This is a genomic window from Chelativorans xinjiangensis (assembly GCF_009812055.1).
GTDB lineage: Bacteria > Pseudomonadota > Alphaproteobacteria > Rhizobiales > Rhizobiaceae > Chelativorans > Chelativorans xinjiangense.
This window is the reverse complement of sequence record NZ_WQNH01000023.1, coordinates 40,168-64,316: the sequence shown is the minus strand read 5'-3', so window position 1 is coordinate 64,316 and position 24,149 is coordinate 40,168. Positions and strand designations below refer to the sequence as shown.

The 24,149-nt window shown below is 65.7% G+C and carries 22 protein-coding genes; 5 read left to right on the top strand and 17 right to left on the bottom strand.

Features of this window, described 5'->3' with window-relative positions; genetic code table 11:
• Positions 1–989: 989 nt before the first annotated feature.
• Genes GM910_RS15310 through GM910_RS15285 form a run of 6 tightly spaced genes read right to left on the bottom strand, consistent with a single transcriptional unit; the run spans position 990 to position 8,164 of the window.
• Positions 990–1,958, bottom strand: coding sequence for an NAD(P)-dependent oxidoreductase (locus GM910_RS15310; protein WP_159588702.1), 969 nt, complete (start codon positions 1,956–1,958; stop codon positions 990–992).
• 54 nt (positions 1,959–2,012) lie between these two features.
• Entirely contained in the window at positions 2,013–3,341 is a 1,329-nt protein-coding gene (locus GM910_RS15305; protein WP_159588700.1) for a dihydrolipoamide acetyltransferase family protein, read from the bottom strand.
• Positions 3,342–3,350: 9 nt separating this feature from the next.
• On the bottom strand, positions 3,351–4,799 hold the full coding sequence (locus tag GM910_RS15300) for an NAD-dependent succinate-semialdehyde dehydrogenase (RefSeq protein WP_159588698.1): 1,449 nt from the start codon (positions 4,797–4,799) through the stop codon (positions 3,351–3,353).
• 18 nt (positions 4,800–4,817) lie between these two features.
• Positions 4,818–5,795, bottom strand: a complete 978-nt coding sequence (locus GM910_RS15295; protein ID WP_159588696.1) for an alpha-ketoacid dehydrogenase subunit beta — start codon at positions 5,793–5,795, stop codon at positions 4,818–4,820.
• Complete coding sequence (locus GM910_RS15290; RefSeq protein WP_159588694.1) at positions 5,783–6,808, bottom strand: thiamine pyrophosphate-dependent dehydrogenase E1 component subunit alpha; 1,026 nt, start codon at positions 6,806–6,808, stop codon at positions 5,783–5,785. Before GM910_RS15290 ends, GM910_RS15295 begins: the two co-directional genes overlap by 13 nt.
• Positions 6,809–6,847: 39 nt before the next feature.
• A complete protein-coding gene (locus GM910_RS15285) occupies positions 6,848–8,164 on the bottom strand; it encodes a M24 family metallopeptidase (protein WP_159588692.1) in 1,317 nt (438 codons plus the stop codon).
• Positions 8,165–8,463: 299 nt separating this feature from the next.
• Between GM910_RS15285 and GM910_RS15280 the strand changes: the two genes are divergently transcribed.
• Complete coding sequence (locus GM910_RS15280) at positions 8,464–9,555, top strand: LacI family DNA-binding transcriptional regulator (RefSeq protein ID WP_159588690.1); 1,092 nt, start codon at positions 8,464–8,466, stop codon at positions 9,553–9,555.
• 124 nt (positions 9,556–9,679) lie between these two features.
• A complete protein-coding gene (locus tag GM910_RS15275; RefSeq protein WP_159588688.1) occupies positions 9,680–10,738 on the top strand; it encodes an alpha/beta hydrolase family protein in 1,059 nt (352 codons plus the stop codon).
• 6 nt (positions 10,739–10,744) lie between these two features.
• On the opposite strand, the gene GM910_RS15270 is transcribed toward GM910_RS15275, so the two are convergent.
• Entirely contained in the window at positions 10,745–10,924 is a 180-nt protein-coding gene (locus GM910_RS15270; RefSeq protein ID WP_159588686.1) for a hypothetical protein, read from the bottom strand.
• Positions 10,925–11,168: 244 nt separating this feature from the next.
• On the opposite strand from GM910_RS15270, the gene GM910_RS15265 reads away from it, so the two are divergent.
• Genes GM910_RS15265 through GM910_RS15255 form a run of 3 tightly spaced genes read left to right on the top strand, consistent with a single transcriptional unit; the run spans position 11,169 to position 15,977 of the window.
• On the top strand, positions 11,169–11,750 hold the full coding sequence (locus tag GM910_RS15265; protein WP_159588684.1) for a TetR/AcrR family transcriptional regulator: 582 nt from the start codon (positions 11,169–11,171) through the stop codon (positions 11,748–11,750).
• Between the two features lie 25 nt (positions 11,751–11,775).
• A complete protein-coding gene (locus tag GM910_RS15260) occupies positions 11,776–12,834 on the top strand; it encodes an efflux RND transporter periplasmic adaptor subunit (RefSeq protein ID WP_159588682.1) in 1,059 nt (352 codons plus the stop codon).
• 47 nt (positions 12,835–12,881) lie between these two features.
• Positions 12,882–15,977 (top strand): efflux RND transporter permease subunit, encoded by a 3,096-nt coding sequence (locus tag GM910_RS15255; RefSeq protein ID WP_159588680.1) that lies wholly within the window; start codon positions 12,882–12,884, stop codon positions 15,975–15,977.
• A gap of 110 nt (positions 15,978–16,087) precedes the next feature.
• Here GM910_RS15255 and GM910_RS15250 read toward each other — a convergent pair whose 3' ends face one another.
• From GM910_RS15250 to cbiE, 10 genes are all read right to left on the bottom strand, one after another.
• On the bottom strand, positions 16,088–16,534 hold the full coding sequence (locus tag GM910_RS15250) for a hypothetical protein (protein ID WP_159588678.1): 447 nt from the start codon (positions 16,532–16,534) through the stop codon (positions 16,088–16,090).
• A gap of 213 nt (positions 16,535–16,747) precedes the next feature.
• Positions 16,748–16,951, bottom strand: a complete 204-nt coding sequence (locus GM910_RS15245; protein WP_159588676.1) for a dodecin family protein — start codon at positions 16,949–16,951, stop codon at positions 16,748–16,750.
• Positions 16,952–17,110: 159 nt separating this feature from the next.
• Entirely contained in the window at positions 17,111–17,869 is a 759-nt protein-coding gene (gene cobF, locus GM910_RS15240; protein ID WP_159588674.1) for a precorrin-6A synthase (deacetylating), read from the bottom strand.
• Positions 17,870–17,880: 11 nt separating this feature from the next.
• On the bottom strand, positions 17,881–18,894 hold the full coding sequence (gene cobT / locus GM910_RS15235; protein WP_159588672.1) for a nicotinate-nucleotide--dimethylbenzimidazole phosphoribosyltransferase: 1,014 nt from the start codon (positions 18,892–18,894) through the stop codon (positions 17,881–17,883).
• Positions 18,895–18,904: 10 nt separating this feature from the next.
• Positions 18,905–19,672 carry an adenosylcobinamide-GDP ribazoletransferase gene (gene cobS, locus GM910_RS15230; RefSeq protein ID WP_159588670.1) on the bottom strand — a complete coding sequence of 256 codons (768 nt, stop codon included), beginning with the start codon at positions 19,670–19,672 and terminating at the stop codon, positions 18,905–18,907.
• Positions 19,669–20,988, bottom strand: a complete 1,320-nt coding sequence (locus GM910_RS15225; protein WP_159588668.1) for a cobyrinic acid a,c-diamide synthase CobB — start codon at positions 20,986–20,988, stop codon at positions 19,669–19,671. The genes cobS and GM910_RS15225 overlap by 4 nt, the downstream gene beginning before the upstream one ends.
• Positions 20,985–21,788 (bottom strand): uroporphyrinogen-III C-methyltransferase, encoded by an 804-nt coding sequence (gene cobA, locus GM910_RS15220; RefSeq protein ID WP_159588666.1) that lies wholly within the window; start codon positions 21,786–21,788, stop codon positions 20,985–20,987. Before cobA ends, GM910_RS15225 begins: the two co-directional genes overlap by 4 nt.
• Complete coding sequence (gene cobM / locus GM910_RS15215) at positions 21,785–22,549, bottom strand: precorrin-4 C(11)-methyltransferase (RefSeq protein ID WP_159588664.1); 765 nt, start codon at positions 22,547–22,549, stop codon at positions 21,785–21,787. The genes cobA and cobM overlap by 4 nt, the downstream gene beginning before the upstream one ends.
• Positions 22,546–22,911 (bottom strand): cobalamin biosynthesis protein, encoded by a 366-nt coding sequence (locus GM910_RS15210; RefSeq protein WP_159588662.1) that lies wholly within the window; start codon positions 22,909–22,911, stop codon positions 22,546–22,548. Before GM910_RS15210 ends, cobM begins: the two co-directional genes overlap by 4 nt.
• Positions 22,908–24,149 (bottom strand): precorrin-6y C5,15-methyltransferase (decarboxylating) subunit CbiE, encoded by a 1,242-nt coding sequence (cbiE, locus tag GM910_RS15205; protein WP_159588660.1) that lies wholly within the window; start codon positions 24,147–24,149, stop codon positions 22,908–22,910. Before cbiE ends, GM910_RS15210 begins: the two co-directional genes overlap by 4 nt.

Sequence of the window (24,149 nt, the reverse complement as noted above, 5' to 3'; positions counted from 1 at the left end):
GACCCATTCCGTGACCAGTCCACCTTCCGGCCCGCTTCGCCGGAGCATCCGTGAGGCGAGAATGGGTCCCGGACAGTCTCCGCTTCGCTCCGGCTTCCGGGATGACGCGCGTTGGAAGGGCGGCGGGCGCCCGTCCGGCTCAAGGCACGGCTGCCGGACAAGCCGGCGCATTGCCCCCTCTCTTGCAAATTCTAAGACTTGGTGTCGCCAAGCCTAAGAATTTGCTTTCTCCCCCACCAAGGGGGAGATACGGCTGGCGCCAGCGCTTGCACAACTCGCCTACGTTGGCCATTGGCAGAAAGGCCGATGCAGCGCGCCTATCTCCCCCTCGGTGGGGGAGATAGCGGTTTCTTAGGTTTAGCTGGAGCGAAGCGGAGGCTAAGCCTTAGAAATCGCAAGAGAGGGGGCCGGCACCCACGGGGATAAATTCCCGCCCCCTCAAAAAAACATTCGGTCCAAAACAATCGCTTATAATTTTTTCGCCCCGCCCAACCGCGTATTTTATCCCCCCTGCCCGCGCCGCTCTTATCATGCTCCCCGTCCCTCCCGCGGGAACGTGGATCGCGACGGCGGTCTCGCGGGGAGGGGCCGGCGCCTCCGGCGGGCCGCTAACGTGGCGGCCGGCCCGGGGAGGCTCCGCCCAAGGGTTCCCCTGCCGCCACTACGGGCGGCGCGTGCCGGACGGTGCACTTTAAAGGGGAGCCGGAAAGACGGGGGCGCGGGAGCGCCCTGTCGTGGAAGGCTTAAGCCTTCCGGATCCGGCTTCGTGGAAGCGGAACGGGCGGAGACTTAAAAACGCCGGACGGGCGGCCCGAGGGTCGCTGAAAAAAATTAGACTGGCGACACGAAGGCCGCCCGTCTTCCCACCACCTCGAGGGAGCCTTCCCGAAGGGTGGGTTCTTTGAAATGGCCAGACGGTGAAAACCGGGCGTGGCGGCGATGGCGCTCGCCCCCAACAGCCAAGGGCGATTTTATCCCCGATGGAAAACCTACTCCTCCACCTCCAGCCCCGTCTTCACCGGCTTGTTCTCGCTCACAAGCTTATGCCCCGATGCCAGCGCCACCGTCTCGATCAGCGCTGCGAAATCCTTCTGCAGATAGGCCTCCGGGTCCTCCTGCAACATCGCAGCACCGAAATGGCTCTGCAGCGCCTCCCGCGTCGTCGCCGTCACCGGCATCGCCACCCCCATCTCGCGCCCGGCCTTCAGCCCAAGGTCCAAGTCCTTCCGCAAAAGCTCCGGCGTGAAGGTCGTCGTCCAGTCGAGATTGACAAGCGCCGGCGTCTTGTAGCGGGTGAAGATCGAGCCCATCACCGAGTTGTTGATGAACTCCAGAAAGGCATGGCGCGGCACGCCGGCTTTCTCCGCCAGGATGGTGATCTCGGCCAGATTCTGCGTGACGACGCCCAAGAGCACGTTGTGGGCGATCTTGCAGATGCGCGCCAGTTCCCCCTCGCCCACATAGGCAACGCCGTTACCGGCGATCGTCTCCAGATAGGGCCTGACCGTCTCGAAGACGTCCCGATCGCCCGAGACCACCTGGCTGAGCTTGCCTGCCTTGACGCACTTGCCGTTGCCGGACACGGGCGCCACCAGGAACGCCGCGCCCGCCTTATCGACGCGTGCGCGGATTTCCTCCGACTGGTCGACGCCGATGGAGGAGCAGTCGACGAGGATGCGCGGCACCGGGCTTGCAGCACCGTCGATCACGCCGTTCTCGCCGAAATAGACCTGTTCCAGATCGTCCCCCGTCGAGACCATGGTGAACAGGATATCGACGTCCGCAAGATCGGCGGGACGGTCGACGAGCCGGGCGCCCTTCTCCGCCAGCGGCTCGGCCTTGGCCCTTGTGCGGTTCCAGACATGGACGTCGTAGCCGCGCTTCACCAGGCGCTCGGCCATCGGAAAGCCCATGCGGCCGAGACCGATCCAGCCCAGCCTGTGTTTGTTTTCCTGCATCGTCATAGACCCTCCGTCAAAGTCTTCATGTCGGGATCGTTCCGCCTGCGCCGGTCATATTTCCTGGGACCAGTCGCGGGTTTCGATGATTGCGCGCAAGCGCCCGAGGAAGGCTGCCGAATAGGCGCCGTCGAAGGCACGGTGGTCGAAGGATTGCGCCAGGATGCCGATCAGGCCGACGCCGATGCGGTCGCCATCTTCATCCGATACGACCACCGGCTTCTTCTTCACGCCGTCCGTGGAAAGGATCGCCACCTGCGGCGCGTTGACGATCGGCGCCGTGAACAGCGTGCCGAACGTGCCGGAATTGGAGAGCGAATAGGTGGCCCCGGAAAGGTCGTCGGCGGTCAGCCTTCCTGCCCGCGCCCGCGCCACCGCCTCGTTGATCGCCCGGCCAAGACCCACCAGCGTCAAGTCGTCGGCGCCCCTGATGACCGGCACCACAAGTCCGTCATGGTCGAGATCGACCGCGATGCCGAGATGAACGCGCCGGGCGACCAGCAGGCGGTCGCCGTCGAGCCGCGCATTCACCTGAGGATAATCGCGGATGGCAAGGCAGGTCGCACGCGCAATGAAAGGCAGATAGGAAAGCCGAAAGCCCCAGCGCTCCGCATTCGCCTCATTGGCCCTGCGGCGCACCCTGTCGAGCCGCGTGAAATCCACTTCGACCGCCTGCACCACATGCGGAACTGCGCGCCAGGCATCCGCCAGGTGCTCGGCCGAGCGCTTGCGGATGCGGTTGAGCGGGACGACATCGATATCCGGTCCGGTCTCGGCTTGCCCCGGCTCAGGCTTCGGCTCCCGTGTCTCGACCGGCCTCGCCGGCACGGGCGCGCGCGCTGCCTCCACATCCGCCTTGACGACGCGGCGCCTGCCCTGCCTCGCCGCCTCCTCGGCCAGCATCACGGCATCAAGCCCGGCCTCGGCGATCAGCCGGCGGGCGAGCGGCGTTATCTTCACCCCGTTCGCGGCCTCGGCCTTGCCGTAGTTGCGCTCCGGCGTGCGCACCTCGAAGAAGGGATCGAGCCCGCCGTGCCCGTTCATCCTTGCCGCCGGCTCCGATGCCGGGGCGGGCACCTCGGCAGGCATGGTCTCCACCGCCCGCGGGTCCACCGTGGCGGCGGTCGCGTCCCCCTTGCTCGCCGGCTCTTTTTCGCCGGCGATGACCGCCACCACGGCGCCCACGGGCGCTGTCGCGCCCGCACCGACATGGATCTTCTCCAGAACACCGGCGCCCACGGCCTGCACCTCCATCGAGACCTTGTCGGTCTCGATCTCGAACAGCACATCGCCTTCGCAGACCACATCGCCCTCGGTTTTGAACCAGGTGCTGATGGTGCCCTCGCTCACGGTCTCGCCGAGTTGCGGCATGACGACATCCATCACTTCACCTCACCATTCCGCGGAGACATATTGCGTCTCCAGGAATTCCATCAGCCCCTCATGCCCGCCCTCGCGTCCGAGGCCGGACTGCTTGACACCGCCGAAGGGCGCGGCCGCATCGGAGACGAGGCCGCGATTGAGCCCGATCATCCCGAATTCGAGCTTTTCGGCGAGGCCGAGCCCGCGCTTCTGGTCGCGCGTGTAGATGTAGGCGACGAGGCCGTATTCGGTCTCGTTGGCCTTACGCACCACCTCATCCTCACCGGAAAAGCGCTGGAGGGCGGCCACCGGACCGAAGATCTCATCGCACAAAAGCTTCGCCGTATCGGGAACGTCGACAAGCACCGTCGGCGGATAGAAGAAGCCCCTGCCCTCGTGCCGCCTGCCCCCGCAGAGCGCGCGGGCACCCTTGGCGACCGCGTCCTCCACGAAGCCGGCCACCTTGTCGCGCGTGTCGGCATTGACCAGCGCGCCGACCTCAGCGCCTTCCAGCCCGTGGCCCATCCTCATGGCGCCCATGCGGGCGGCAAGCTTCTCCGCGAATTCATCGTGCACGCTGTCATGCACATAGAAGCGGTTCGCCGCCGTGCAGGCCTCGCCCATATTGCGCATCTTGGCGACGAGCGCCCCCTCCACCGCCGCGTCGATATCCCCATCGGCGCAAACGATGAAGGGCGCGTTGCCCCCCAGTTCCATCGCCGGCTTGACGATATTGTCGGCAGCGCTCTTCAAAAGCGTGCGCCCGACCGCCGTCGAGCCGGTGAACGAGACCACCCGCACCCGCGGATCGTGCAGCATGACGTCGGCCACGGCGCCCGAAGCGCGCGAGGCAAGCGCGTTGACGACACCCGCCGGCACCCCCGCCTCCTCCAGCACCTCCATCAGCGCCAGCATGGTGAGCGGCGTTTCCGAGGCCGGCTTGATGACCACAGTGCATCCCGCCGCCAGCGCCGGCCCGATCTTCCGTGTCCCCATGGCAGCCGGAAAATTCCACGGCGTAATGAGAAGGGCAACACCGGCCGGCTTGTGATGCGCCAGGATGCGCGCGCCGGAGGCGGGCGAGTGCATCACCGTGCCGATGTTGCGCACCGCTTCTTCCGCGTACCAGCGGAAGAACTCCGCCGCATAGGCCATCTCGCCCAGGGAATCGGCAAGCGACTTGCCGTTCTCGAGCGTCATCAGCCGGGCGAAACGCCCCTTCTCGCGGGTCAGTATGTCGAAGGCCCGGCGCAGGATTTCAGCACGCTCGCGCGGCTTCCTCGCCGCCCATCCGGCAAAGGCCGCACTGGCCGCGTCGACCGCGGCGATGGCGTCCTCCACCGTGCCGTTGGCGACATCGGCAATCTTTTCTTCCCGTGCGGGATCGTAGACCGGAAAGGTGCCCCCGTCGGAAGCCTCGCGCCATTGGCCGCCGATGTAGAGCCCGCTCGCGAGGCTGGAGGGGATTTCATGTTTCATCGTGAACCTCCTCCGCCCTCACGCCATTGCCCGGCGCACGCGCTCGGCGATGCGCTCGGGCGTCGGCAGGACGATGTCTTCCAGATTGTCGGCCGCCGGCAGCGGGATATGCGGCGTCGTGATCCGCACCACCGGGCCGTCGAGATCGTAGAACGCCTCGTCCGCCACGATGGAGGCGATCTCCGCTCCCCACCCGCACAGACGCGGGTTCTCTTCGACGGTGAAGAGCCTCCCCGTCTTCGCCACCGAAGAAAGAATGGTCTGTGTGTCGAGCGGCACGAGCGAGCGCACGTCGATCACCTCGGCATCGATGCCATGCTCGGCCTTCAGCTTTTCGGCAGCCTCAAGCGCGCGCGGCACCATCAGCGCCAGCGCCAGGATGGTGGCATTGCTGCCCGCGCGCACCACCTTCGCCGTGCCGAGCCGGTCGACGATCTCCCCGTCCGGCACTTCCCCCTTCGTGCCGTAGAGCGACTTATGCTCGAAGAAGACCACCGGATCGGGATCGCGCACCGCTGCCGCCAGAAGCCCGATCACATCCACTGGCGAAGACGGCGCCACCACCTTCAGCCCCGGGATCATCATCGCCCAGTTCTCGACGGACTGGGAGTGCTGCGCGCCGAAGCGCGAGCCCGCGCCATTGCCGGTCCGCACCACCAGCGGGCACTGGAGCTGGCCATTCGACATGTAGCGGGACTTCGGGAACTCGTTGGCGATATAGTCGAAGCACACGGCAAGGAAGTCGGAGAACATGATCTCCGCAATCGGCCTCAGCCCCGTCATCGCCGCCCCCATGGCCGCACCCAGGATCGCCTGCTCGGAGATCGGCGTGTCGCGCACGCGCTTCGGCCCGAACTGCTCGTAAAGCCCCACCGTCGCCTTGAACACGCCGCCGGCCTTGGCCACGTCCTCGCCCAGGAAGACGACCCGCTCGTCCCGCTCCAGTTCCTGCGCGATGCCGCGCGCCACCGCTTCTCGATAGGTCAGTTCCGCCATGCCCAGCCCCCATCGGCATAAACATCGGTCGCAAGAATCTCATCCGGCGGCGGCGGCGCCCCCTTGCAGGCCTCCGTCGCGGCGTCCACCTTCGCCTTGCTCTCCCGCTCGATGGCGGCGATCTCTTTTTCGGAAAAGCCGAACTCGGAAAGCCGCGCCCGGTAGACCTTCACCGGATCCCGCTCCAGCCATTTCTCCAACTCCCCTTCCGGGCGGTATTTGCCGGGGTCGGCGCGCGAATGGCCTGAGTGGCGGTAGGTCTTGCACTCGATCAGCGACGGCCCCTCGCCAGCCCGTGCCTTGGCAAAGGCGGCCTCAGCCGCGCGATAGACCGCGTCCGCGTCGTTGCCGTCGACGATGATGCTTTCAAGCCCATAGGCGGAGGCCCGGTCAGCGGCCGGATTCTCCACCGCCGTCACCTCGCCGATGGGCGTATATTCCATGTAGAGGTTGTTCTCGCAGCAAAAGACCACCGGCAGCTTCCAGACGGCGGCGAAGTTCAACGCCTCGTGAAAGGCACCGATATTGGTCGTGCCGTCACCGAAGAAGCAGACCGACACATCGTCATCGCCGAGATACTGCGCCCGCCACGCCGCGCCGCAGGCAATCGGCAGATGCGCGCCGATGATGGCGTAGGAGCCCATCACGCCGTGGTCGACGGAGGTCAGATGCATCGACCCGCCCTTGCCGCGCATCAGCCCGTTGTCGCGCTGCATGAGCTCGCCCAGCACCGCCTCCATGTCGACGCCGCGCGCCAGTGTGTGCGCATGTCCGCGATAGGTGCAGAAGGACTTGTCCCCTTCCTTCATGGCCACCGCGAAGCCCGCCGCAATCGCCTCCTGGCCGAGCGACAGGTGGCTCGTCCCCTTGACGAGGTTCTGCAGGAACAGGTCGTAGGCCCGTTTCTCGAAATCGCGGATCTCCACCTGGCGCCGGTAAAGATCGAGCCGCGTCTCGGACGCGATATCGTCGTTGACGCGGGCGGCCGCGCCTGGCTTCTGGCGCACATTCATCGAGCGCTCTCCTCGTTCTTCAAAGCAGGCCGTCCGGCTTCAGTAGCGGTTGGCGATGGGCAGTTCCTCGGCGGGGAAGCGGGAGATCACCTCGCAGCCCGTATCGGTCACCACCACCTCCTCCTCGATGCGCGCCGCCGAATAGCCGTCGGTGGCCGGGCAGTAGGTCTCCAGCGCGAAGACCATGCCGGTCTTGATCTCCATCGGGTTGTCCAGCGAGACGAGGCGGGAGATGATGGGCCGCTCGTGCAGTGCCAGCCCAAGCCCGTGGCCGAACTGCAACCCGAATGCAGCCATTTCAGAGGGGAAGCCGAACTCCTCCGCCTTCGGCCAGACGCTGGCCACTGTATCGGTGGAAACACCCGGCCTGATGAGCGCGATCGCTGCGTCAAGCCACTCCCGGCACTTCACATAGGCGTCCCGCTGCACCGGCGTCGCGCGACCGACATTGAACGTGCGGTAGTAGCAGGTGCGGTAGCCTTGGTAGGACTGCAGGATGTCGAAAAAGGCCTGGTCGCCGGGGCGGATCAGCCGGTCGGTGAAATTGTGCGGGTGCGGATTGCAGCGCTCGCCGGCGATCGCGTTGATCGCCTCAACGTCGTCCGAGCCCATCTCGTAGAGCATCTTGTTGGCCGCAGCCACGATGTCGTTCTCGCGCACTCCCGGCTTCAGCTCCTCCCAGATCATATGGTAGACGCCGTCCACCATCGCGGCGGCTTGGTTCAAGAGCACGATCTCATCGATGTTCTTGATCTCGCGCGCATCGAGCATGATCTGCTGCCCATCGACGACGTCGAGCCCCGCCCTTTGAAGCTCGAAGAGCATTGCCGTCTCTGCAAGATCGACGCCGACAGGCATGTCCGCCACGCCAGCCTGGCGCAAGAGGTCCGCAATCTCCTCCGCATGCGCCTTCATCAGCCCCACCGCAGGCGGCACCGTACCGCGCATGCCCAGCATGCCGGCGCGGAAGTGGCTTTCCGGCATCCAGTCGCAATAGAGGCGGTGATGCACCGCGGCCGAGCCGAAATCCCACAGCACCGGCTCGTTGTCGCCGGCAAGCAGCGCGAAGCGGCACAGCTTGTCGCGCTCCCATTCGCCGATCTTGGTGGAGGTCACGTAACGGATATTGTTGACGTCGAAGAGCAGCAGCGCGCCGCACTTTGAATTCTTCAACGCCTGACGCGCCCTGGCCAGCCGATAGGCATGCATGCGGCGGTGGTCGACGCGCACCTCGAAGTCGACGCTCATATGACCGGGGGCGGGGATCGCCCGGTCCCAGCGCCAGTTGGGCGCCAGCGCCTCTCTCAGTGCTGCGCCCACATCGATCTCACGCGGTTGCAGGATATGTTCGTTCATCGCCTCCTCCTCCCGGTTTCGGCGTTCATTGAGGTATGGCCGTCACCGGTGATGCGTGCCGCTGATGTCTTTTCCCAGCACTGTGTGGCTGGTGCAATCGTTTGCACATAACCATCATCGATGCACGGTGTCAATCGCAAGATCGGACATGCGGTTCACGTTCGCCTTTCCCGCCGTCGAGAGGCCCGCTCTTCCGGATTGGGCCCAACCGACGCCCCCCGCTCCGTGCATTTGAAAACGTTTGCACGAAACGGTATTCTGGCCGGAGTTCGTTTGATTCCGGAGCCGCACCAGCCACCATGCAGAAGACGTCCATCAAGAAACGCGTGACGCTCAAGGACGTTGCCAATGCGGTAGGGGTCCATGTCTCGACGGTTTCCCGCGCGCTCGATCCGCGCACGCGGCATCTCATCACGCCGGAGGTGGCCGAGCAGATATTGAAAGCGAGCGAGCGGCTCGACTACCGCCAGAACGCGGCCGCCTATTCGCTCAAGACCAATCGCACGCGCACCATCGGCGTCGTCGTGCCCGACATCACCAACCCCGTGTTCCCGCCGATCATCCGCGGTGTGGAGGATGCGCTGGCAAGCCGCGGCTACGTCGCCATCCTCGGCAACACCGATGGCGACATGCGCCGCGAGACCGGCCTTGTCGAAACCTTCCGCTCGCGCGGCGTCGACGGGCTGATCCTGGCGAGCGTCGAGCGCGAGGACGCCGCCGTCTCCAAGCTGGCCGCCGAGGGGTTGCCGGTCATCACCGTCAACCGGCGGGTGGACGACAGCACCGTGGCCTCCGTCGTCAACGACGAGGCGGAAGGCATCCGCCGGGTGCTCACCCATCTCGTCTCGCTCGGTCACCGGCGCGTCGCCAACATCGCGGGCCCCCAGTCCCTGTCGACGGGCGCCGCCCGCTATGCCGGCTTCGAGAAATATCGGGGGCCGATGGGGCTCGCGGACGATCCCGGCCTCGTCGTCTTCGCCAATGCTTTCAACGAGGCGGAAGGCGAACGTTGCGTGGAGGAGCTTTTGGCGAGCGGCGCCGAGTTCACGGCCATTGTCTGCTCGAACGACCGGCTGGCGGTCGGCGCCATCGCCGCGCTTTCCCGGCACGGCCGGCGCTGCCCGGAGGACGTGTCGGTGACCGGCTACAACGACATGCCGATGGTGGAGCGGATGCAGCCACCCCTCACCACCATCCGCATCCAGTCCAACAAGGTCGGCTTCGAAGCCGGGCAATTGCTGGTCAAAATGATCGAGCGCCCGCCCGGCGAATACGAGGCGGAACATATCGTGCTCCCCATCGAACTGATCGTCCGCGGCTCGACCCGCGCCATCCACGCCCCGAACGGGCAAGACGGGGACACGGCTAAACCGCGCGTCCGCCCCCTCTAGAAGCAATTCCAGGAAAAGTGGGAACCGGTTTTCCGTCCGGAATTGCGGCAAGATAAAAGGTTAGATCGTTTCGCCGTTTCCATGAAATGGTGAAATGATCTAGCTCGGCAACAGGAACCCTCCCATGGCCGCTACGGAAAACCGCCTCATGGAAGTCGCCGGCCACTGGCTGCCGCGCATGGAGGTGGCCGGCATCCCCTCGACCACGGCGAAGGCGGTGATGGAGGCTGCCGGCACCTGGGAGAACTGGTGCCGCGCCTGGACCGCGGAAGGCGAACGCCACCGGGCCGCTGGAGAAGAAGCTCTGTCTCTCGGCCGTCGCGTGACAGCGGGCGAGGCCTTTGCCCGCGCGAGCTTGTTCTATCACTTCGCACAATTCATGTTCTTCGACGACATCGCCCAGAAGAACGCGGCAGCCCGCGCAAAGTGCGAAGCCTATGCGCGGGCATTGCCGATGCTCGATCCGCCGGGCGAAATTCTGTCGATCCCTTTCGAAGGCGGTGTCATCCGGGCGGCGCTACGCAAGCCGGTGCGCGGCACCGCACCCTACCCTCTCGCCATTCTCATCCCCGGCTCCGACTCCACGAAGGAGGAGTTTCCGGCGCTCGAAGCGCATTTCCTGAAACGCGGCCTTGCGACGCTGTCGGTCGACGGGCCGGGTCAGGGCGAAGGCCGCAGCCTCGGGCCGCTCAGGGCGGATATCGGCCCCGCGCTCGCCGCCGTTGTCGAACACGTTCATGGCGTGCCCGGAATTGCCGACGGCATCGCGCTGGTGGGCATGGCCTTCGGCGGCCACCTGGCGCTGAGAGCTGCCGGTGCCATACCCGGCCTGAAGGCCGTGGTCTCCATCAACGGCTTTCACGATCTGGCGGCCATGTGGCCAGGTTTCCCGCCGGTCTACCGTGACAACATGACCTACGCACTTGGCGCCGCCGACATGGAAGAGGCGGCGGAGCGGGCGCGCGCCTTCACCCTTGCGGGCACCCTTCCAGCCTCCTGCCCGACGCTCATCATCCACGGCGGCAAGGACCGCATCTTTCCGCCGGGAGAAGCCGAGCGCTGCGCTGCCTGGGCGGACAGTGCGGAACTTGTGATCTACCCGGATGGCAATCACGTCTGCAACAATATCGCCTGGGCCTATCGCCCTATGGCTGCCGACTTTGTTGCCGGGAAACTGGCCTGACCAGCTTCAACTCTGGGCACTGCGGAATTCGGTGAGAATTCGCGCACCGGAGGCGGCAAGCTCGTCCGCGCGGCGGTCGAGGTCGGCCGCAAGCAGCCGCCCTGCCCGCTTGCGGACAACGCCGTCCACCATGACCGTGTCGACATTGGCCGGTCCGGCCTGCAACACGATGGAGGCGAAATGCAATCGTTTGCATTTGCTTGCGCAAAAGCACCGGCATCGGGATCGACCGTCGCGGGGCGGCAGCGGCATCTTCTATTGCGCCGCAACATACCTCTTGACTGTACCAACTGGACGGTATATGTACCGTCTGGACGGTTGAGTAAGAACTCAGCGTCGAATTGACCTCCCAAGTCTTTGCACTCCGGGAATGCGGCACCTGACCATGGCCCGCATTCCCGGACGGGCACACGGAATGATGAGTGAAATGATGAGCGAAACGACCACCACGACGGCGCGGGCAGACCGGCGTGCCTCGAATTCTAGCGAGGAGATCCTGGATGCCGCGCAGCGCATCGTGAAGCGCGACGGCGCCGCCCATCTGACGATTGACGGCGTGGCGCGCGAAGCCGGCCTCAGCAAGGGCGGCGTGCTCTACAACTTTCCCAACAAGGAACGCCTGCTCAAGGGCATGCTCGATCGGATGTTGCAGAACACGATCCAGCTGCTCGAGGCCTTTCGCGAAGAGTTTGCCGATGGCCCCAACCCCACGCTGAGGGCCATCATCAGGACGACCGCGAACAAGGAGTGCCTCGATCCGACTCTCAGCAGGGCCATCCTGGCCGTGGCGGCGGAAGACCCCGAAATGCTCACTCCCCTCCACGCGGAACTCGCAAAGCGCTGGGAACAGGTTCGACAGGAGTGTGAGGATCGGGACATGGCTGCCCTCTTGTGGGCGGCAGCCGACGGTCTCATGTTCCACGCCCTTCTCGATATCGGCATCTTCCCGCCCGAAAAGCGGGCCGAACTCCTCGAAAAACTCGACGAACTGGCTGCAACCGCCTGTAAATAGGCGCCTGTAAATAGGATAGCGTCCCATGTCCGCATTTTATCGCTCCGGCGCACTGGCGCTGGCCGCCCTCCTTCTTGCCGCCTGCTCGGAAAGCGAAGCCAACAAGGCCGCGGAACCGCAGGTTCAGACCGTGGCGATCGAGCCGGTCTCACAGTCCGCCGCTATCGGCACGCGCAATTTCGTCGGCCGGCTGGCGCCGGTCAGCACGGTCGACGTCTCCTTCCGCGTCGGCGGTGAACTGATCGAGATGCCGGTCAGCGAAGGCACGAAGATCGAGAAGGGCGCCCTTCTGGCCGCCCTCGACCCGACCGATTACGAGCTTGCACTGCGCCAGGCGAAGCTCTCCGCCGAACTCGCCAAGGCAGATTTCGAGCGCAAGGAAAAGCTGCTTGGCAGCAATTCCATCTCGCGTGCCGCCTTCGACCAATCGGAGACCGACTATGAGCTGAAGAAGGTGGCGGCCGAGAACGCCTTACGCGACCTTTCCAATACCACGATCGAAGCCCCATTCGATGCGCTGATCACACGCCGCCTCACCGACGCCTACACCAATGTGCAAGCCGGCCAAGAGGTCCTGCGTATCCAGGACATCAGCGAGTTCCGCGTCAAGATCTCCGTGCCGGAAGACGTTCTCCGGCTGGTCAACGACCCCGACCTTATCGAGGCCGAGGCGGCGATCCCGGGGACGGACAAGCGCTACCCGCTCGAATATCGCGAGCATAACACCGAAGCCGACGCTGTCGCCCAGACCTACGAGGTAACCTTCGGCATGGCACCGCCGAGCGGCGTCAATCTCCTGCCCGGGATGACCGTCTCCGTCGCCGTCAACAGCGCGGCGCCGCAAGCCCAAGAGGTCTATTCCGTGCCCATCGCCGCGGTCGACACCCGTGCTGACGGCGCCTTTCGCGTCTGGGTCTACAACACTGAGACCGGCGCGGTCAGTCCGCGCAAAGTGGAGATCGGCACGCTCGTCAGCGACCGGGTGCCGGTGCTTTCGGGCCTCAACATCGGCGAACTCGTCGTGGCGGCAGGCGGGCAGCTCCTGCGCGAGGGCATGATCGTGCATCCGATGGACGCGTTCTGACGACCAAAGCCACCCCAAACCATTCATATAATTAAAGAACTCACGCCATGAACATTGCGCGTCTCGCCATCGCACGCCCGATCTACACCTGGATGATCGTCCTCCTCTGCCTCCTGGGCGGGCTCTGGGGCCTGAACAGCGTCGGCCGCCTGGAAGACCCCGCCTTCACCATCAAGCAGGCTGTTGTCGTGACGCCTTACCCGGGTGCCACCGCAGAGGAGGTCGAGCAGGAAGTCACCGAGGTTCTCGAGTCGGCCGTCCAACAGATGCCGCAGCTCGATTTCGTGACCTCGAAGTCGACGCCCGGCATGTCCCAGCTTGAGGTGGAGATCAAGTCGACCTACGACGGCTCCGAAATCCCGCAGATTTGGGACGAGTTGCGCCGCAAGATCAACGACGCCCGTTCCTCGCTGCCGAGCGGCGCCGGCCCTTCGGTCGTCAACGACGATTTCGGCGACGTGTTCGGCCTCTTCTACGCCGTCACCGCGCCTGGCTTCTCCGATGCCGATAAGCGCGACATCGCAACCTTCCTGCGCCGCGAGCTTCTGACCGTACCCGACGTGGCAAAGGTCACGACAGCGGGCGAGCCGACCGAGACGATCTATATCGAGATCTCCAACGAGCGCCTTGCCCGTTTCGGCATTCCCGTCTCCCAGGTGCTGTCCACCATCCAGAGCGAGAACGCGGTGGAAAATGCCGGTGCGGTGCGGATCGGCGACCGCCACGTGCGCATCTCCATGCAGCCTTCCTTCGATTCTGTGGCGGCGATCGAGGCGCTCAGGGTCGGCCGGCCCGGCACGACCGAGCAGATCAGCCTGCTCGACGTGGCGAAGGTGGTACGCGCGCCCACCGAGGTGCCCGACGAGCTGATCCGCTTCCACGGCGAGGAGGCCTTTACGCTCGCTGTCGCCGGCGTGGCCGACGCCAATATCGTCGAGATCGGCCAGGCAGTCGATGCAAAGCTTGCCGAGCTCTCCGCGCGCATTCCGCTCGGCGTTGAGATCAATCCCATCTATCAGCAGCATGTCGTGGTGGACCAGGCCATCAATGATTTCATGGTGAACCTGGCCATGTCGGTCGCCATCGTCATCGGCGTGCTGTGCATCTTCATGGGCTGGCGCGTCGGCATCGTCGTCGGCGGCACACTGCTCCTGACGGTGCTGGGAACCGTGTTCTTCATGGGCGTCTTCGGCATCGAGATGGAGCGCATCTCGCTTGGTGCCCTCATCATCGCCATGGGCATGCTGGTCGACAACGCCATCGTGATCGCCGAAGGCATGCTCATCAACATGCAAAGGGGCGTGAATGCCGAGGTGGCCGCAGACGATGCCGCCAGGCGCACGCAGATTCCGCTCCTGGGCGCCACCGTTATCGGCATCATGGCCTTCGCCGGCATAGGGCTGTCCCCCGACGCCACGGGCGAGTTCCTCTTCTCTCTCTTTGCCGTCATCGGCATATCGCTGCTCTTGAGCTGGATTCTTGCCATCACGGTCACGCCGCTCTTCGGCCACTACCTGCTGAAGACCGGAACCGGCTCGGCCGACGACGATCCCTATCGCGGGCCGATCTACGGCGCCTACCGCGCTTTCCTGCGGGGCGCTCTGCGCGTGCGCGGGCTCACCGTCGTTGCACTCATCCTTCTGACGGGCGTTTCCTTCTACGGTTTCGGCCTGGTGAAGCAGCAGTTCTTCCCCGACTCCAACACGCCGCTCTTCTACGTCAACTACGTCCTGCCGCAGGGCTCCGATATCCGCGCCACGGCGCGCGACATGGGCGAGATCGAAGAGATCATCAAGGACAAGCCCGGCGTGACGGCCGTCGCCAGCTTCATCGGCCGAGGCGCCAGCCGCTTCATGCTCACCTATGCGCCCGAGCAGCCAAACACGGCCTATGGCCAGTTCATTGTCGAGATGGAGGACCGCGACCAGATCGATGCGCTGGCCGCCGAGCTGCGCGAGGAATTGGGGCGGAAATACCCGAACGCCGAGATCCGCACCGAGCGGTTGGTCTTCGGCCCCGGCGGCGGGGCCAAGGTGGAAGCGCGCTTCTCGGGCAACGATCCGGCCGTGCTGCGCCGCCTTGCCGACGAGGCCATCGCTATCATGCATCGAAGCGGCACGCTCATGGACATTCGTCACAACTGGCGACAGCGCGAACTCGTCATCGCGCCCGAGATCAACGAGGAGCGCGCGCGCATTTCCGGCGTCAGCCGTACCGATGTGGCCCAGACGCTTGCCTTCGCCACAACCGGCGTCCAGGCCGGCACCTACCGCGAGAGCGACCGGGCGATCCCCATCGTGGCGCGCCCGCCGGCCAAGGAGCGGCTCGATGTCGGGCGCCTGCAGGACCGGCTGGTATGGAGCTCCGGCGAAAACGCCTATGTGCCGATCACCCAGATCGTCACCAGCTTCGATACGGAGCCGCAGGAGGTGCTCATCCGCCGCCGCAACCGGGTGCGCACGCTCACCGTCCAGGCCGAGCCGATAGCCGGCCTGACGCCGACCGACGCGCTGGGCAGCGTCCGCACATCGATCGAGGCTCTGCCTCTGCCCACCGGCTACCAGCTCGAATGGGGCGGAGAGTACGAGAATTCGCGCGATGCGCAGCAGTCGCTGGGCAGCCAGCTGCCGCTCAGCTTCCTCATCATGCTGGTCATTTCGGTGTTGCTGTTCGGCAAGATGCGCCAGCCGCTGATCATCTGGTTGGTCGTGCCGATGGCCGTGTGCGGCGTGGTCGCCGGTCTTCTGTTCACCGGCCTGCCGTTCAGCTTCACCGCGCTGCTCGGACTTTTGAGCCTGTCGGGCATGCTGATGAAGAACGGCATCGTGCTCGTCGACGAGATCGATGCGCAGATCGCCTCGGGCATCGTGCCGGAAACGGCCGTGGTGGATGCCAGCGTGAGCCGTCTGCGGCCCGTCTTCCTGGCGGCCGTCACCACCGTGCTCGGCATGATCCCGCTTCTGCCCGACGCCTTCTTCGCGTCAATGGCGGTGACCATCATGGGCGGGCTTGCCTTTGCCACCCTGCTCACCCTGATCGCCGTGCCTGTGCTTTACGCGCTATTCTTCCGCATCCGCATCGGCAGTGCGAAGAAGGGGGAGGAACAGGAAAGCGGAGCGCTTATCGTCGGAGAGGCGGCCTAAGGCTCGGCGTGAAGCGGCAATAGCGAACCGCCGCACCACCGCAATGATCCGTTACAACCCCGGTTACATGAACCCCCGCTTGCCTGAGCTCAGCGGGGCCACGTATCTTCTCATGCAGTAAAGCCGAACAGACGCCAGATTGCCTGCCTCACACTTGCACCGGTTTCCTTCCGTGCCACATAGCGGCGAAGACCTCTGGCCACGGCCCTGCCCGTCATCCTTCCAAGATAGTGACAATCGCAAAGAAGACGGTGCGCCTCGAACTCGCTCAGACCAAAGAAGTCCATGGCGTCGCCGAGCCCGTCGCTCTTCAGCCCCTCGTCGCGCAGCACCTGGTCATTGAATGCTATGGTCAGCGGCGTATTCACGTCCCTGTAGTCTCTGCGCGCCGCCGGAGACAGATATTCGATCTGCCTCAACGCGTTTAGCGGCCCGCCATGGCTTTCGAGAAGCGCCGCCCAGCGCTCGATACGCTCTCGCCGCGACATGCGCGGCTTCTGCAGCATCGGATATACCTTGGCGGCAGCCGCGATTTCCTGCGGTGTCTGGTGTTTCATGGCTTCCTCCGTACGATGATCAACCACACCCTAGAACATCGCAGTTAGAGCGCGGTTCGCGCTCCGACAGATGCCCGCCCCGCACTCCCGCGATCACGTTTTATGTCACCCGATCCGTGTGGAGATCGTGGGCTTCCCTGAGCGGGTTGACCGGTAGGCGAAGAAGCAGGCCCGACAGGCGAAAATGCCTCGGCGGCCGGAGCCGGTGAAGCACTAATCCTCCAGTACGAACGTGACGAGCAAGTTGACCCGGTATGCGGCCACCTTGCCGTTCTGGATCTCGACGTTCTGATCCTTCACCCAGGCGCTTTCGATGTTGCGCAGTGTCTTGGAGGCTCGCTCGATACCCTGTTTCACTGCATCGTCGAAACTATCGGACGAAGTCGCTGATATTTCGGTAACGCGCGCAATGCTCATGCTGTCCTCCCACGGTAAGATGATCCGTGAAGAACGTCGGCATCATGCGATTGTTCCGGCCCTGTGGCGGCGACAGGCATCTGCCGATGCCGTTTCGTCCTTCCGGCGAGGATTTCGACGCCCTCAGGCGGCATACGCCTCATCCGGTGAGGATACCGATCAGGCGTTTCGCCTCAGCAGATAGGTGTCCATGATCCACCCCTTGCGCCGACGCGCATCCTCGCGTGTCTCGATGATGCGGTCGCCCACCTCGGACAGCGCGCCGGAGATGATGATTTCGTCTTGTGAGCCCAGATAGGCACCCCAGAAGATGCTGAACTTATCCTGATCGAGTGTGCGGAAGGCCATGTCGCCGTCGAGCATGACGACAGCGCTGTCCGCGTTTTCGGGAAAGCCGTCTTTGAGCCTGCGCCCGGTGGTGACATGGACCGGATTGCCCACCGTGTTCAGCGCGATGCCATGGCTTGCCGTAAGCACCTGAATGCTGGTGATCCCGGGTATAACCTCGCGCTCGAAGGGGAAGCCAGCCGTATTGCCCAGACGATCGAGGATGCGCAGCGTGCTGTCGTAGAGCGAAGGATCGCCCCAGACGAGGAAGGCGACAGTGCCCGCCTCGCCTGTGTGCTCGAGGATCAGGTCGCGATAGGTCGCGGCGATGGTGTTGTGCCAGTCGGCAACGCGCTTGTCATAGGACGGTTCCTGCTCGTTACGGACCGGCAGGTCGAACTCGACCAGCCTCGTATCAGGATTGGAAATATACCGCCGGCAGATATCACGCCGCAGCTCGGCGAGATCTTCCTTGGCGGCACCCTTGCGCGGCACCAGCACAATGTCGGCGCGGTTGAGCGCATTGATCGCCTGCACGGTCATGTGCTCGGGATTGCCGGTACCGATGCCGATGACGAGAAGCTTCCGCATGGTCGTGTCCCTCATCCCCCGGATACGCCCGCTTCGGCAAAGGTCGCCATGCCGTTGTGGCAGGCGAGCGCAGCGCGCAGGATAGAAATCGCCACGGCGGCGCCGGATCCCTCCCCGAGACGCATGCCGAGGTCGAGCAGCGGGCGAAGGCCAAGTTCCGCCAGCACCTTCCCGTGCGCCGCCTCGGCCGAGACGTGGCCGGCAAGCGCGTGCGCCAGACCGCCGGTCTCCAGCCTGGCCAGCGGCGCAACCGCCGCGGTGCAGACAAAGCCATCGATCAGGAGGGGAATGCGTTTGCGGCGCGCACCGAGTGCGGCGCCGAACATCGCCGCAAGCTCGCGTCCGCCGACAAGGCGCAGCGCGGACAGCGGATCTGCCAGTGCGCCTGCGTGGCAGGCAAGTGCTGCATCCACCGCATCGGCTTTCCTTCTCACCCCGGCATCATCGACACCGCTGCCGCGTCCCACCCACCGAGCGCCACCGCCGCCGAACAGCGCGGCCACCACCGCCGCTGCCGCGGTGGTGTTGCCGATGCCCATCTCGCCGAGGCAGACGAGGTCTGCATCGCCGGGCACTGCCTGGTATCCCGTCAGCACCGCGTCCGCGAATTCGGCATCCGACATGGCGGGCTCGCGGGTGAAATCGCCGGTCGGGCGTTCGACGTCGAGCGGCACGACGCTCAGCCTCGCGCCGGCGGCTTTGGCAAGCTGATTGATCGCCGCGCCCCCGGCGGCGAAATTGGCGACCATCTGCTGCGTGACCTCACTGGGGAAGGCGGAAACCCCCCGCGCCACGACACCGTGCGATCCCGCGAAGACGAGGATATCCACCGTCTTGAGTGCGGGCTGGGCACGGCCCTGCCATTGCGCGAGGAAAACCGCGATCTCCTCCAGGCGGCCAAGGCTGCCGGGCGGTTTCGTCAGCGTGCCCTGCCTCTCGGCGGCGGCGTGCGCGGCGTCCACATCGCCGTCCGGCAGCCCCCGGCAGGCGGCGCGGATTGCATCGGTCGACGAGAGATCCGTCATCTTTTCTCCTTCAGGCGAGCATTGCGGAAGCGGTTATGAGGACGGCGGCCTCGCCCCCCTGCTGAAGCGCGCCCAGCACATCTCCGGTCTGGCCACCAATCTGACGGCGGCAGAGCCGTTCCAGGATCAGGAACCAGACTGCGAGAAGTACGGCCGACAACAACGTGAAGAAAGGTCCGGCGAGAACGAGAAAGAAGCCGCCGATCGCAAGCGCTGCGAAGGCAACCGCCCCCTCGACACGGCCAATCCCTGCGGAAAGGCCGTCCCCGCGCGCGGGCGGCACGCGCATCATGAAAAGCGGCATCAGCGCCCGCGAAGCGGCATGGGCGGCCACCAGCGCCAGAAGCGCGGCAAAGCTCCCTGCGCCCGCGACAGCGGCGAGAGCGGCCCAGCGCGCAAGCACGGAGACGACAAGAACCAGCACTCCATAAGTGCCGACACGCGAGTCGCGCATGATGTCGAGCTTCTCGTCGCGGTTCCTTCCACCGCCGAAGCCGTCCGCCACATCGGCAAGCCCATCCTCATGCAGCGCTCCCGTCGCCAGCATTCCGGCACCCAGCGCGGCAGCCGCCGCGACCGGGGCCGGAGCTCCGGCTAAAACGACTGTCCACAAGACCCCGCCGGAAACCAATCCTATGACCGCACCAGCCAAGGGCGCCGCCCATTGCGCGGCGGCAAACGAGGCGACCGTCGCGGACAACGGCAGGCGCGTGTAGAAGCCGATGCAAGCCATGGCGTCGGCAGCAAGCCTTCGCGCGTGGGCCGCTTCGCCCTTCATGCGCCGCCCCGCGCGATGGCATGGAAATAGGTGCCGGTGACAAGGCCACGCCGACCGCCCGAAGGTCCGAGCGCATTTCCAATCGCATCGGCAAGCTCGGCCAGCGGCTCGTCCGTGCCACGCCCGATCAGCCGGGAATAGTGGAACTCGTGCCCGCGCACCGTCTCTCCGGCTTGCCCGAGCGGACAATCGGAGAGGAGCCGCGCCTCCCGGTAGCCCAGATTGATCTTGCGCCGCGCGAAGCTCGTCCCATGGCCGAGCAGCCCGGTCATTTCATGGCTGACGCCGTCCGCGTCCTCCAGCACCTTGCCCAGAACCATGTAGCCGCCGCACTCGCCATGGACCGGTCTGGTTTCCGCGAACCGGCGGAGTGCCTGCTTGAAGCCAGACGCAGCGGCCAGCCTGCCCGCGTGGAGTTCGGGATAGCCACCCGGTAGCCAGCAGGCGTCGCAAGAAGGGTCCGGGCCTTCGTCGTTCAAAGGTGAGAAGGCGACAAGCTCGGCACCCGCCCCGCGCCATTGCCGCGCGACGTGAGGATAGACGAAGGAGAAGGCTGCATCCTGGGCGATGGCGATACGCTGGCCGGGCGTCGGCAGGTGATGCCCGGTTGCACCCGGTACCACCTCTACGGGGGATACCGTCTGCAGGATCGCATCGAGATCCAGAGACTTCTCCATGATGTCGGCCAGCCGCTCGATGAAACCTTCAAGGGCCGCATGCTCGCTTGCCTGCACCAACCCCAGATGCCGTTCCGGCAGCGCCATGTCCGGGTTGCGATGGATCGCGCCGAGAACCGGGATAGCCCTTGCCTCGATCGCCTCCCGCGCCTGCCGCTCGTGCCGCTCGCTGGCGGCTTGATTGAGCACGACGCCCGCGATGCGCACGCCGGCATCGAAGGTGGCGAAGCCATGGGCAACGGCGGCAGCGGTTTGCGACTGGCCCGAAACGTCGAGCACCAGCAGAACAGGCAGGCCGTAGCGTCGGGCGAGATCGGCGGCAGCGCCCGTGCGGCCGGCAGGGGTGCGCACACCGTCGAACAGGCCCATGGCGCTCTCGACGAGGAGCATGTCGGCGTCCTCCGCCTGCCTTGCCAGCAGGCTATCGAGCAGGCCGGGCGCCATCGCCCAGCTATCGAGATTGACCCCTGCCCTGCCCGTGGCGGCGGCATGGAAGCCGGGGTCGATGTAGTCGGGACCGGACTTGGCGCCCGCGACATCGAGCCCACGGCGCCTCAGCGCCCGCATGAGCCCGATGGTCACGCTGGTCTTGCCGGAGCCGGAGCGCGGAGCACCGATGATGAGGCCGCGGGCGGTCATACCGTCGTTCCTCCCCCGCGCGGCCTGAGCAGCGTTTCACGAACGGTGACGATATCCCCCACCACGATCAGCGCCGGAGAACCGAAACCCTCCTCCCGTGCCCGCCGCGGAATGTCGCCAAGCGTGCCGACGAGCGCCTTTTCATCGACGGTCGTCGCCGACATGAGAACGGCAGCGGGAGTGCTTGCATCAAGACCACCGGCAATGAGTGCCGCTGCGATCCTGTCGAGATTGCTCATGCCCATGTAGATGACGATCGGCTGTCCAGTCCTCGCCAGTGCCGCCCAGTCGAGATCGTCCGGCGTGCCGGCAGCATGGCCGGTGGCAAGGATCACCGCCTTGTTGACACCGCGCAGCGTTGCCGGGATGTGTGCCGCCGCCAGCGCGCCGAAGGCCGAGGTGACGCCCGGCAGGAAGCGAAAGTGTATACCCGCATGGGCGAGCGCCAACGCCTCCTCGCCGCCGCGTCCGAACGTATTGGGATCACCGCCCTTGAGGCGAAGCACGCGCCGGCCCGACCGGGCCTCGCCGATCATCAGGCGATTGATCTCCTCCTGCGGCGTCGAAGGTTTACCCCCACGCTTGCCGACGAAGAAATGCTCCGCCTCCCCTGCCGCCCGAAGCGCGGCGGGATCGATCAGCGCATCGTAGATCACGACATCCGCGAGGCTGAGGGCCGAGATCACCTCCAACGTCAGACAGCCGAGCCCTCCCGGCCCCGCGCCCGCGAGCCAGACATGACCCGGCGCGAAAGGCATCGGCTCGAAAGGCAGCCGCGTTATGGCATCGGCAAGGCTCATGAAGGGTCGCGCCCCCGGAAACGTCGCTGGTAATGGGCGTCGTAGAGCGCGCTTTCGCGAAAACCCTCCGCCGAAAGGCCCCGCCCCACAAACACCATCGCCGTGCGGTCGATGGGATCCTTCGCCACTTCCGCCTCGATCGTGGCCAGGGTGCCACGCACAATGCGCTCGTCCGGCCAGGTCGCGCGCGCCACGATGGCCACCGGGCAATCCGGTCCATAGAGCGGAACAAGCTCCTCCACGATGCGGTCGAGCGCGTGGATGGCCAGATGAATGGCGAGCGTGGCGCCCGTGCGGCCGAACGCCTCCAACCGCTCCCCTTCGGGCATCTTGGAGGCGCGGCCGGAAACGCGCGTCAGCACCAGGCTCTGCGCGATTTCCGGAATGGTGAGCTCGCGCCCGAGTGCGGCGGCAGCGGCGGCGAAGGCCGGCACGCCCGGCGTCAGCGTATAGGGAATACCATGCCGCTCCAGCCGCCTGATCTGCTCGGCCACCGCACTCCAGACCGACAGATCGCCCGAGTGGAGCCGCGCCACCTCGAGCCCGGCTTCATGAGCGGCCAGGTACTCGGCCTCGATCTCGTCGAGCGACATGGGCGCGGTGTCGATGAGGCGCGCATCGGGTGGGCAGTGGGAAAGAAGCTCCGCCGGCACGATAGAGCCCGCATAAAGGCAGACAGGGCAACGGGCGAGAAGATCGCGTCCCCTGACCGTGATGAGGTCGACGGCACCGGGGCCGGCGCCGATGAAATGTACTGTCATACCTGGTCCTTACCTTGCGCGATGGCGCATGTGACATTGCCGGTTGCGATGCGCGGGCCCAAGAGCCGGCTACCCTCGCCGGCCACCGCCAAGGCCGCAGCCTCCGAAACAGAGGCAACACCCGTCGCCGCGAGCGAGGCATCGGAGCGGGTGAGGCAGCCCGCCGAGGCGCGTTTCAAATCGTCTTGCGAAACAGCGATAAGAGGGATGCCAAGCACCTCCGCTGCCGCGACGATACCCGGCTCGTCCGTCTTGAAGGCGGCGGTGGCGAGGGCATCGAGCCCCGGCGCGCCCGCCTCCACGGCCGCAAGGATCTCGCCCGCCGCAACGCCCGACCTGCATCCGATGCCCGCCACCCTCATGGCTTCACCCATCTCCACTGGGTCACAGGCATGGCCGGGCGCCACCCGGTCATGCCGCCGATGGAGGCAGCGCGGGAGAGCGCAACCCTCGTTAGATCCCCACCGAGGCGCGCGTGAAGCCGCAGGAGCACGGCTTCCATCTCCAGCGTCACGGCGTTGGCGACCATCCGTCCGCCGGGCTTGAGCGCCGTCATAGCGGCGTCCGCCACACCCGCATCACTTCCGCCACCGCCGATGAAGATCGCATCCGGTGCAGGCAACCCGCCGAGTACCGCCGGCGCCGTACCGACGATCACCTGCAAGTCCGGCGTACCGAGCGCACGAGCGTTGCGCCGGATGCGCTCCGCACGTTCAGGAACCGTCTCGACGGCGATAGCGCGCATGGAGGGATGGGCCAGCATCCATGCGATGGTAATCGAGCCCGAACCGGCGCCGATGTCCCACAGCATCTCCCCGCGCCGCGGCGCGAGCGCTGAAAGCGTCAGCGCCCGGACCTTGTGCTTGGTGATCTGCCCGTCATGCTCGAAAGCCGCGTCGGGAAGGCCGGCCGAAAGCGGCAGAACACGCGCATCCTCCGAACCTGACACCTCTATCGCCACGACGTTCAGCGGATTGAAAGAAGCATCTCCCATCGCCTCGGCCAGGAAGATGCCGGACCGCTCCTGCCGCCCGCCCAGCGCTTCCAGCACATGGATACGCGAGGTGCCGAAGCCCTCACGCGCAAGGAGGGCAGCAACCGCCTTCGGCCCGTCGCCATCGGAAGTGAGCGCGATGATGCGGCGGCCGGGGTGAAGGAGCGGCAGGATCAGTTCCACCGGCCGTCCGTGCAGCGAGACAGTCTCTACGTCCTGAAGCGCCCATCCGAGCCGAGACGCTGCGAGGCTGAAGGCCGACGGCGCGGGCACAACCTGCATCTCGGCCGCCTCGATATGGCGCGCAAGCGTTGCCCCCACGCCGAAATGGAACGGATCGCCGGAGGCAAGCACGCAGACCCTGCGGCCGCGCAGGCGAACGATATCCGTCATGGCGCTGTCGAAAGGCACGGGCCATGGCCGCGCCTCGCCCCGTATCAGTTCCCGCCCCAGATCGAGATGCCGCCGCCCGCCGAAAACGAATTCGGCCTCGGCAACGAGCTGCCGCGCCGCCGGGCTCAGCCCCTCCGCCCCGTCCTCGCCGATGCCGACGATTGCGAGCCACTTTCCCGTTGCGCCGAGTGCCGTCCCTTCCCTAGATGGCAT

Excerpts from the sequence above, each read along its gene's own strand:
- GM910_RS15310 (WP_159588702.1), bottom strand. The coding sequence starts at position 1,958 with ATGCAGGAAAACAAACACAGGCTGGGCTGGATCGGTCTCGGCCGCATG.
- GM910_RS15305 (WP_159588700.1), bottom strand. The coding sequence starts at position 3,341 with ATGGATGTCGTCATGCCGCAACTCGGCGAGACCGTGAGCGAGGGCACC.
- GM910_RS15300 (WP_159588698.1), bottom strand. The coding sequence starts at position 4,799 with ATGAAACATGAAATCCCCTCCAGCCTCGCGAGCGGGCTCTACATCGGC.
- GM910_RS15295 (WP_159588696.1), bottom strand. The coding sequence starts at position 5,795 with ATGGCGGAACTGACCTATCGAGAAGCGGTGGCGCGCGGCATCGCGCAG.
- GM910_RS15290 (WP_159588694.1), bottom strand. The coding sequence starts at position 6,808 with ATGAATGTGCGCCAGAAGCCAGGCGCGGCCGCCCGCGTCAACGACGAT.
- GM910_RS15285 (WP_159588692.1), bottom strand. The coding sequence starts at position 8,164 with ATGAACGAACATATCCTGCAACCGCGTGAGATCGATGTGGGCGCAGCA.
- GM910_RS15280 (WP_159588690.1), top strand. The coding sequence starts at position 8,464 with ATGCAGAAGACGTCCATCAAGAAACGCGTGACGCTCAAGGACGTTGCC.
- GM910_RS15275 (WP_159588688.1), top strand. The coding sequence starts at position 9,680 with ATGGCCGCTACGGAAAACCGCCTCATGGAAGTCGCCGGCCACTGGCTG.
- GM910_RS15265 (WP_159588684.1), top strand. The coding sequence starts at position 11,169 with ATGAGCGAAACGACCACCACGACGGCGCGGGCAGACCGGCGTGCCTCG.
- GM910_RS15260 (WP_159588682.1), top strand. The coding sequence starts at position 11,776 with ATGTCCGCATTTTATCGCTCCGGCGCACTGGCGCTGGCCGCCCTCCTT.
- GM910_RS15255 (WP_159588680.1), top strand. The coding sequence starts at position 12,882 with ATGAACATTGCGCGTCTCGCCATCGCACGCCCGATCTACACCTGGATG.
- GM910_RS15250 (WP_159588678.1), bottom strand. The coding sequence starts at position 16,534 with ATGAAACACCAGACACCGCAGGAAATCGCGGCTGCCGCCAAGGTATAT.
- GM910_RS15245 (WP_159588676.1), bottom strand. The coding sequence starts at position 16,951 with ATGAGCATTGCGCGCGTTACCGAAATATCAGCGACTTCGTCCGATAGT.
- cobF (WP_159588674.1), bottom strand. The coding sequence starts at position 17,869 with ATGCGGAAGCTTCTCGTCATCGGCATCGGTACCGGCAATCCCGAGCAC.
- cobT (WP_159588672.1), bottom strand. The coding sequence starts at position 18,894 with ATGACGGATCTCTCGTCGACCGATGCAATCCGCGCCGCCTGCCGGGGG.
- cobS (WP_159588670.1), bottom strand. The coding sequence starts at position 19,672 with ATGAAGGGCGAAGCGGCCCACGCGCGAAGGCTTGCTGCCGACGCCATG.
- GM910_RS15225 (WP_159588668.1), bottom strand. The coding sequence starts at position 20,988 with ATGACCGCCCGCGGCCTCATCATCGGTGCTCCGCGCTCCGGCTCCGGC.
- cobA (WP_159588666.1), bottom strand. The coding sequence starts at position 21,788 with ATGAGCCTTGCCGATGCCATAACGCGGCTGCCTTTCGAGCCGATGCCT.
- cobM (WP_159588664.1), bottom strand. The coding sequence starts at position 22,549 with ATGACAGTACATTTCATCGGCGCCGGCCCCGGTGCCGTCGACCTCATC.
- GM910_RS15210 (WP_159588662.1), bottom strand. The coding sequence starts at position 22,911 with ATGAGGGTGGCGGGCATCGGATGCAGGTCGGGCGTTGCGGCGGGCGAG.
- cbiE (WP_159588660.1), bottom strand. The coding sequence starts at position 24,149 with ATGCCATCTAGGGAAGGGACGGCACTCGGCGCAACGGGAAAGTGGCTC.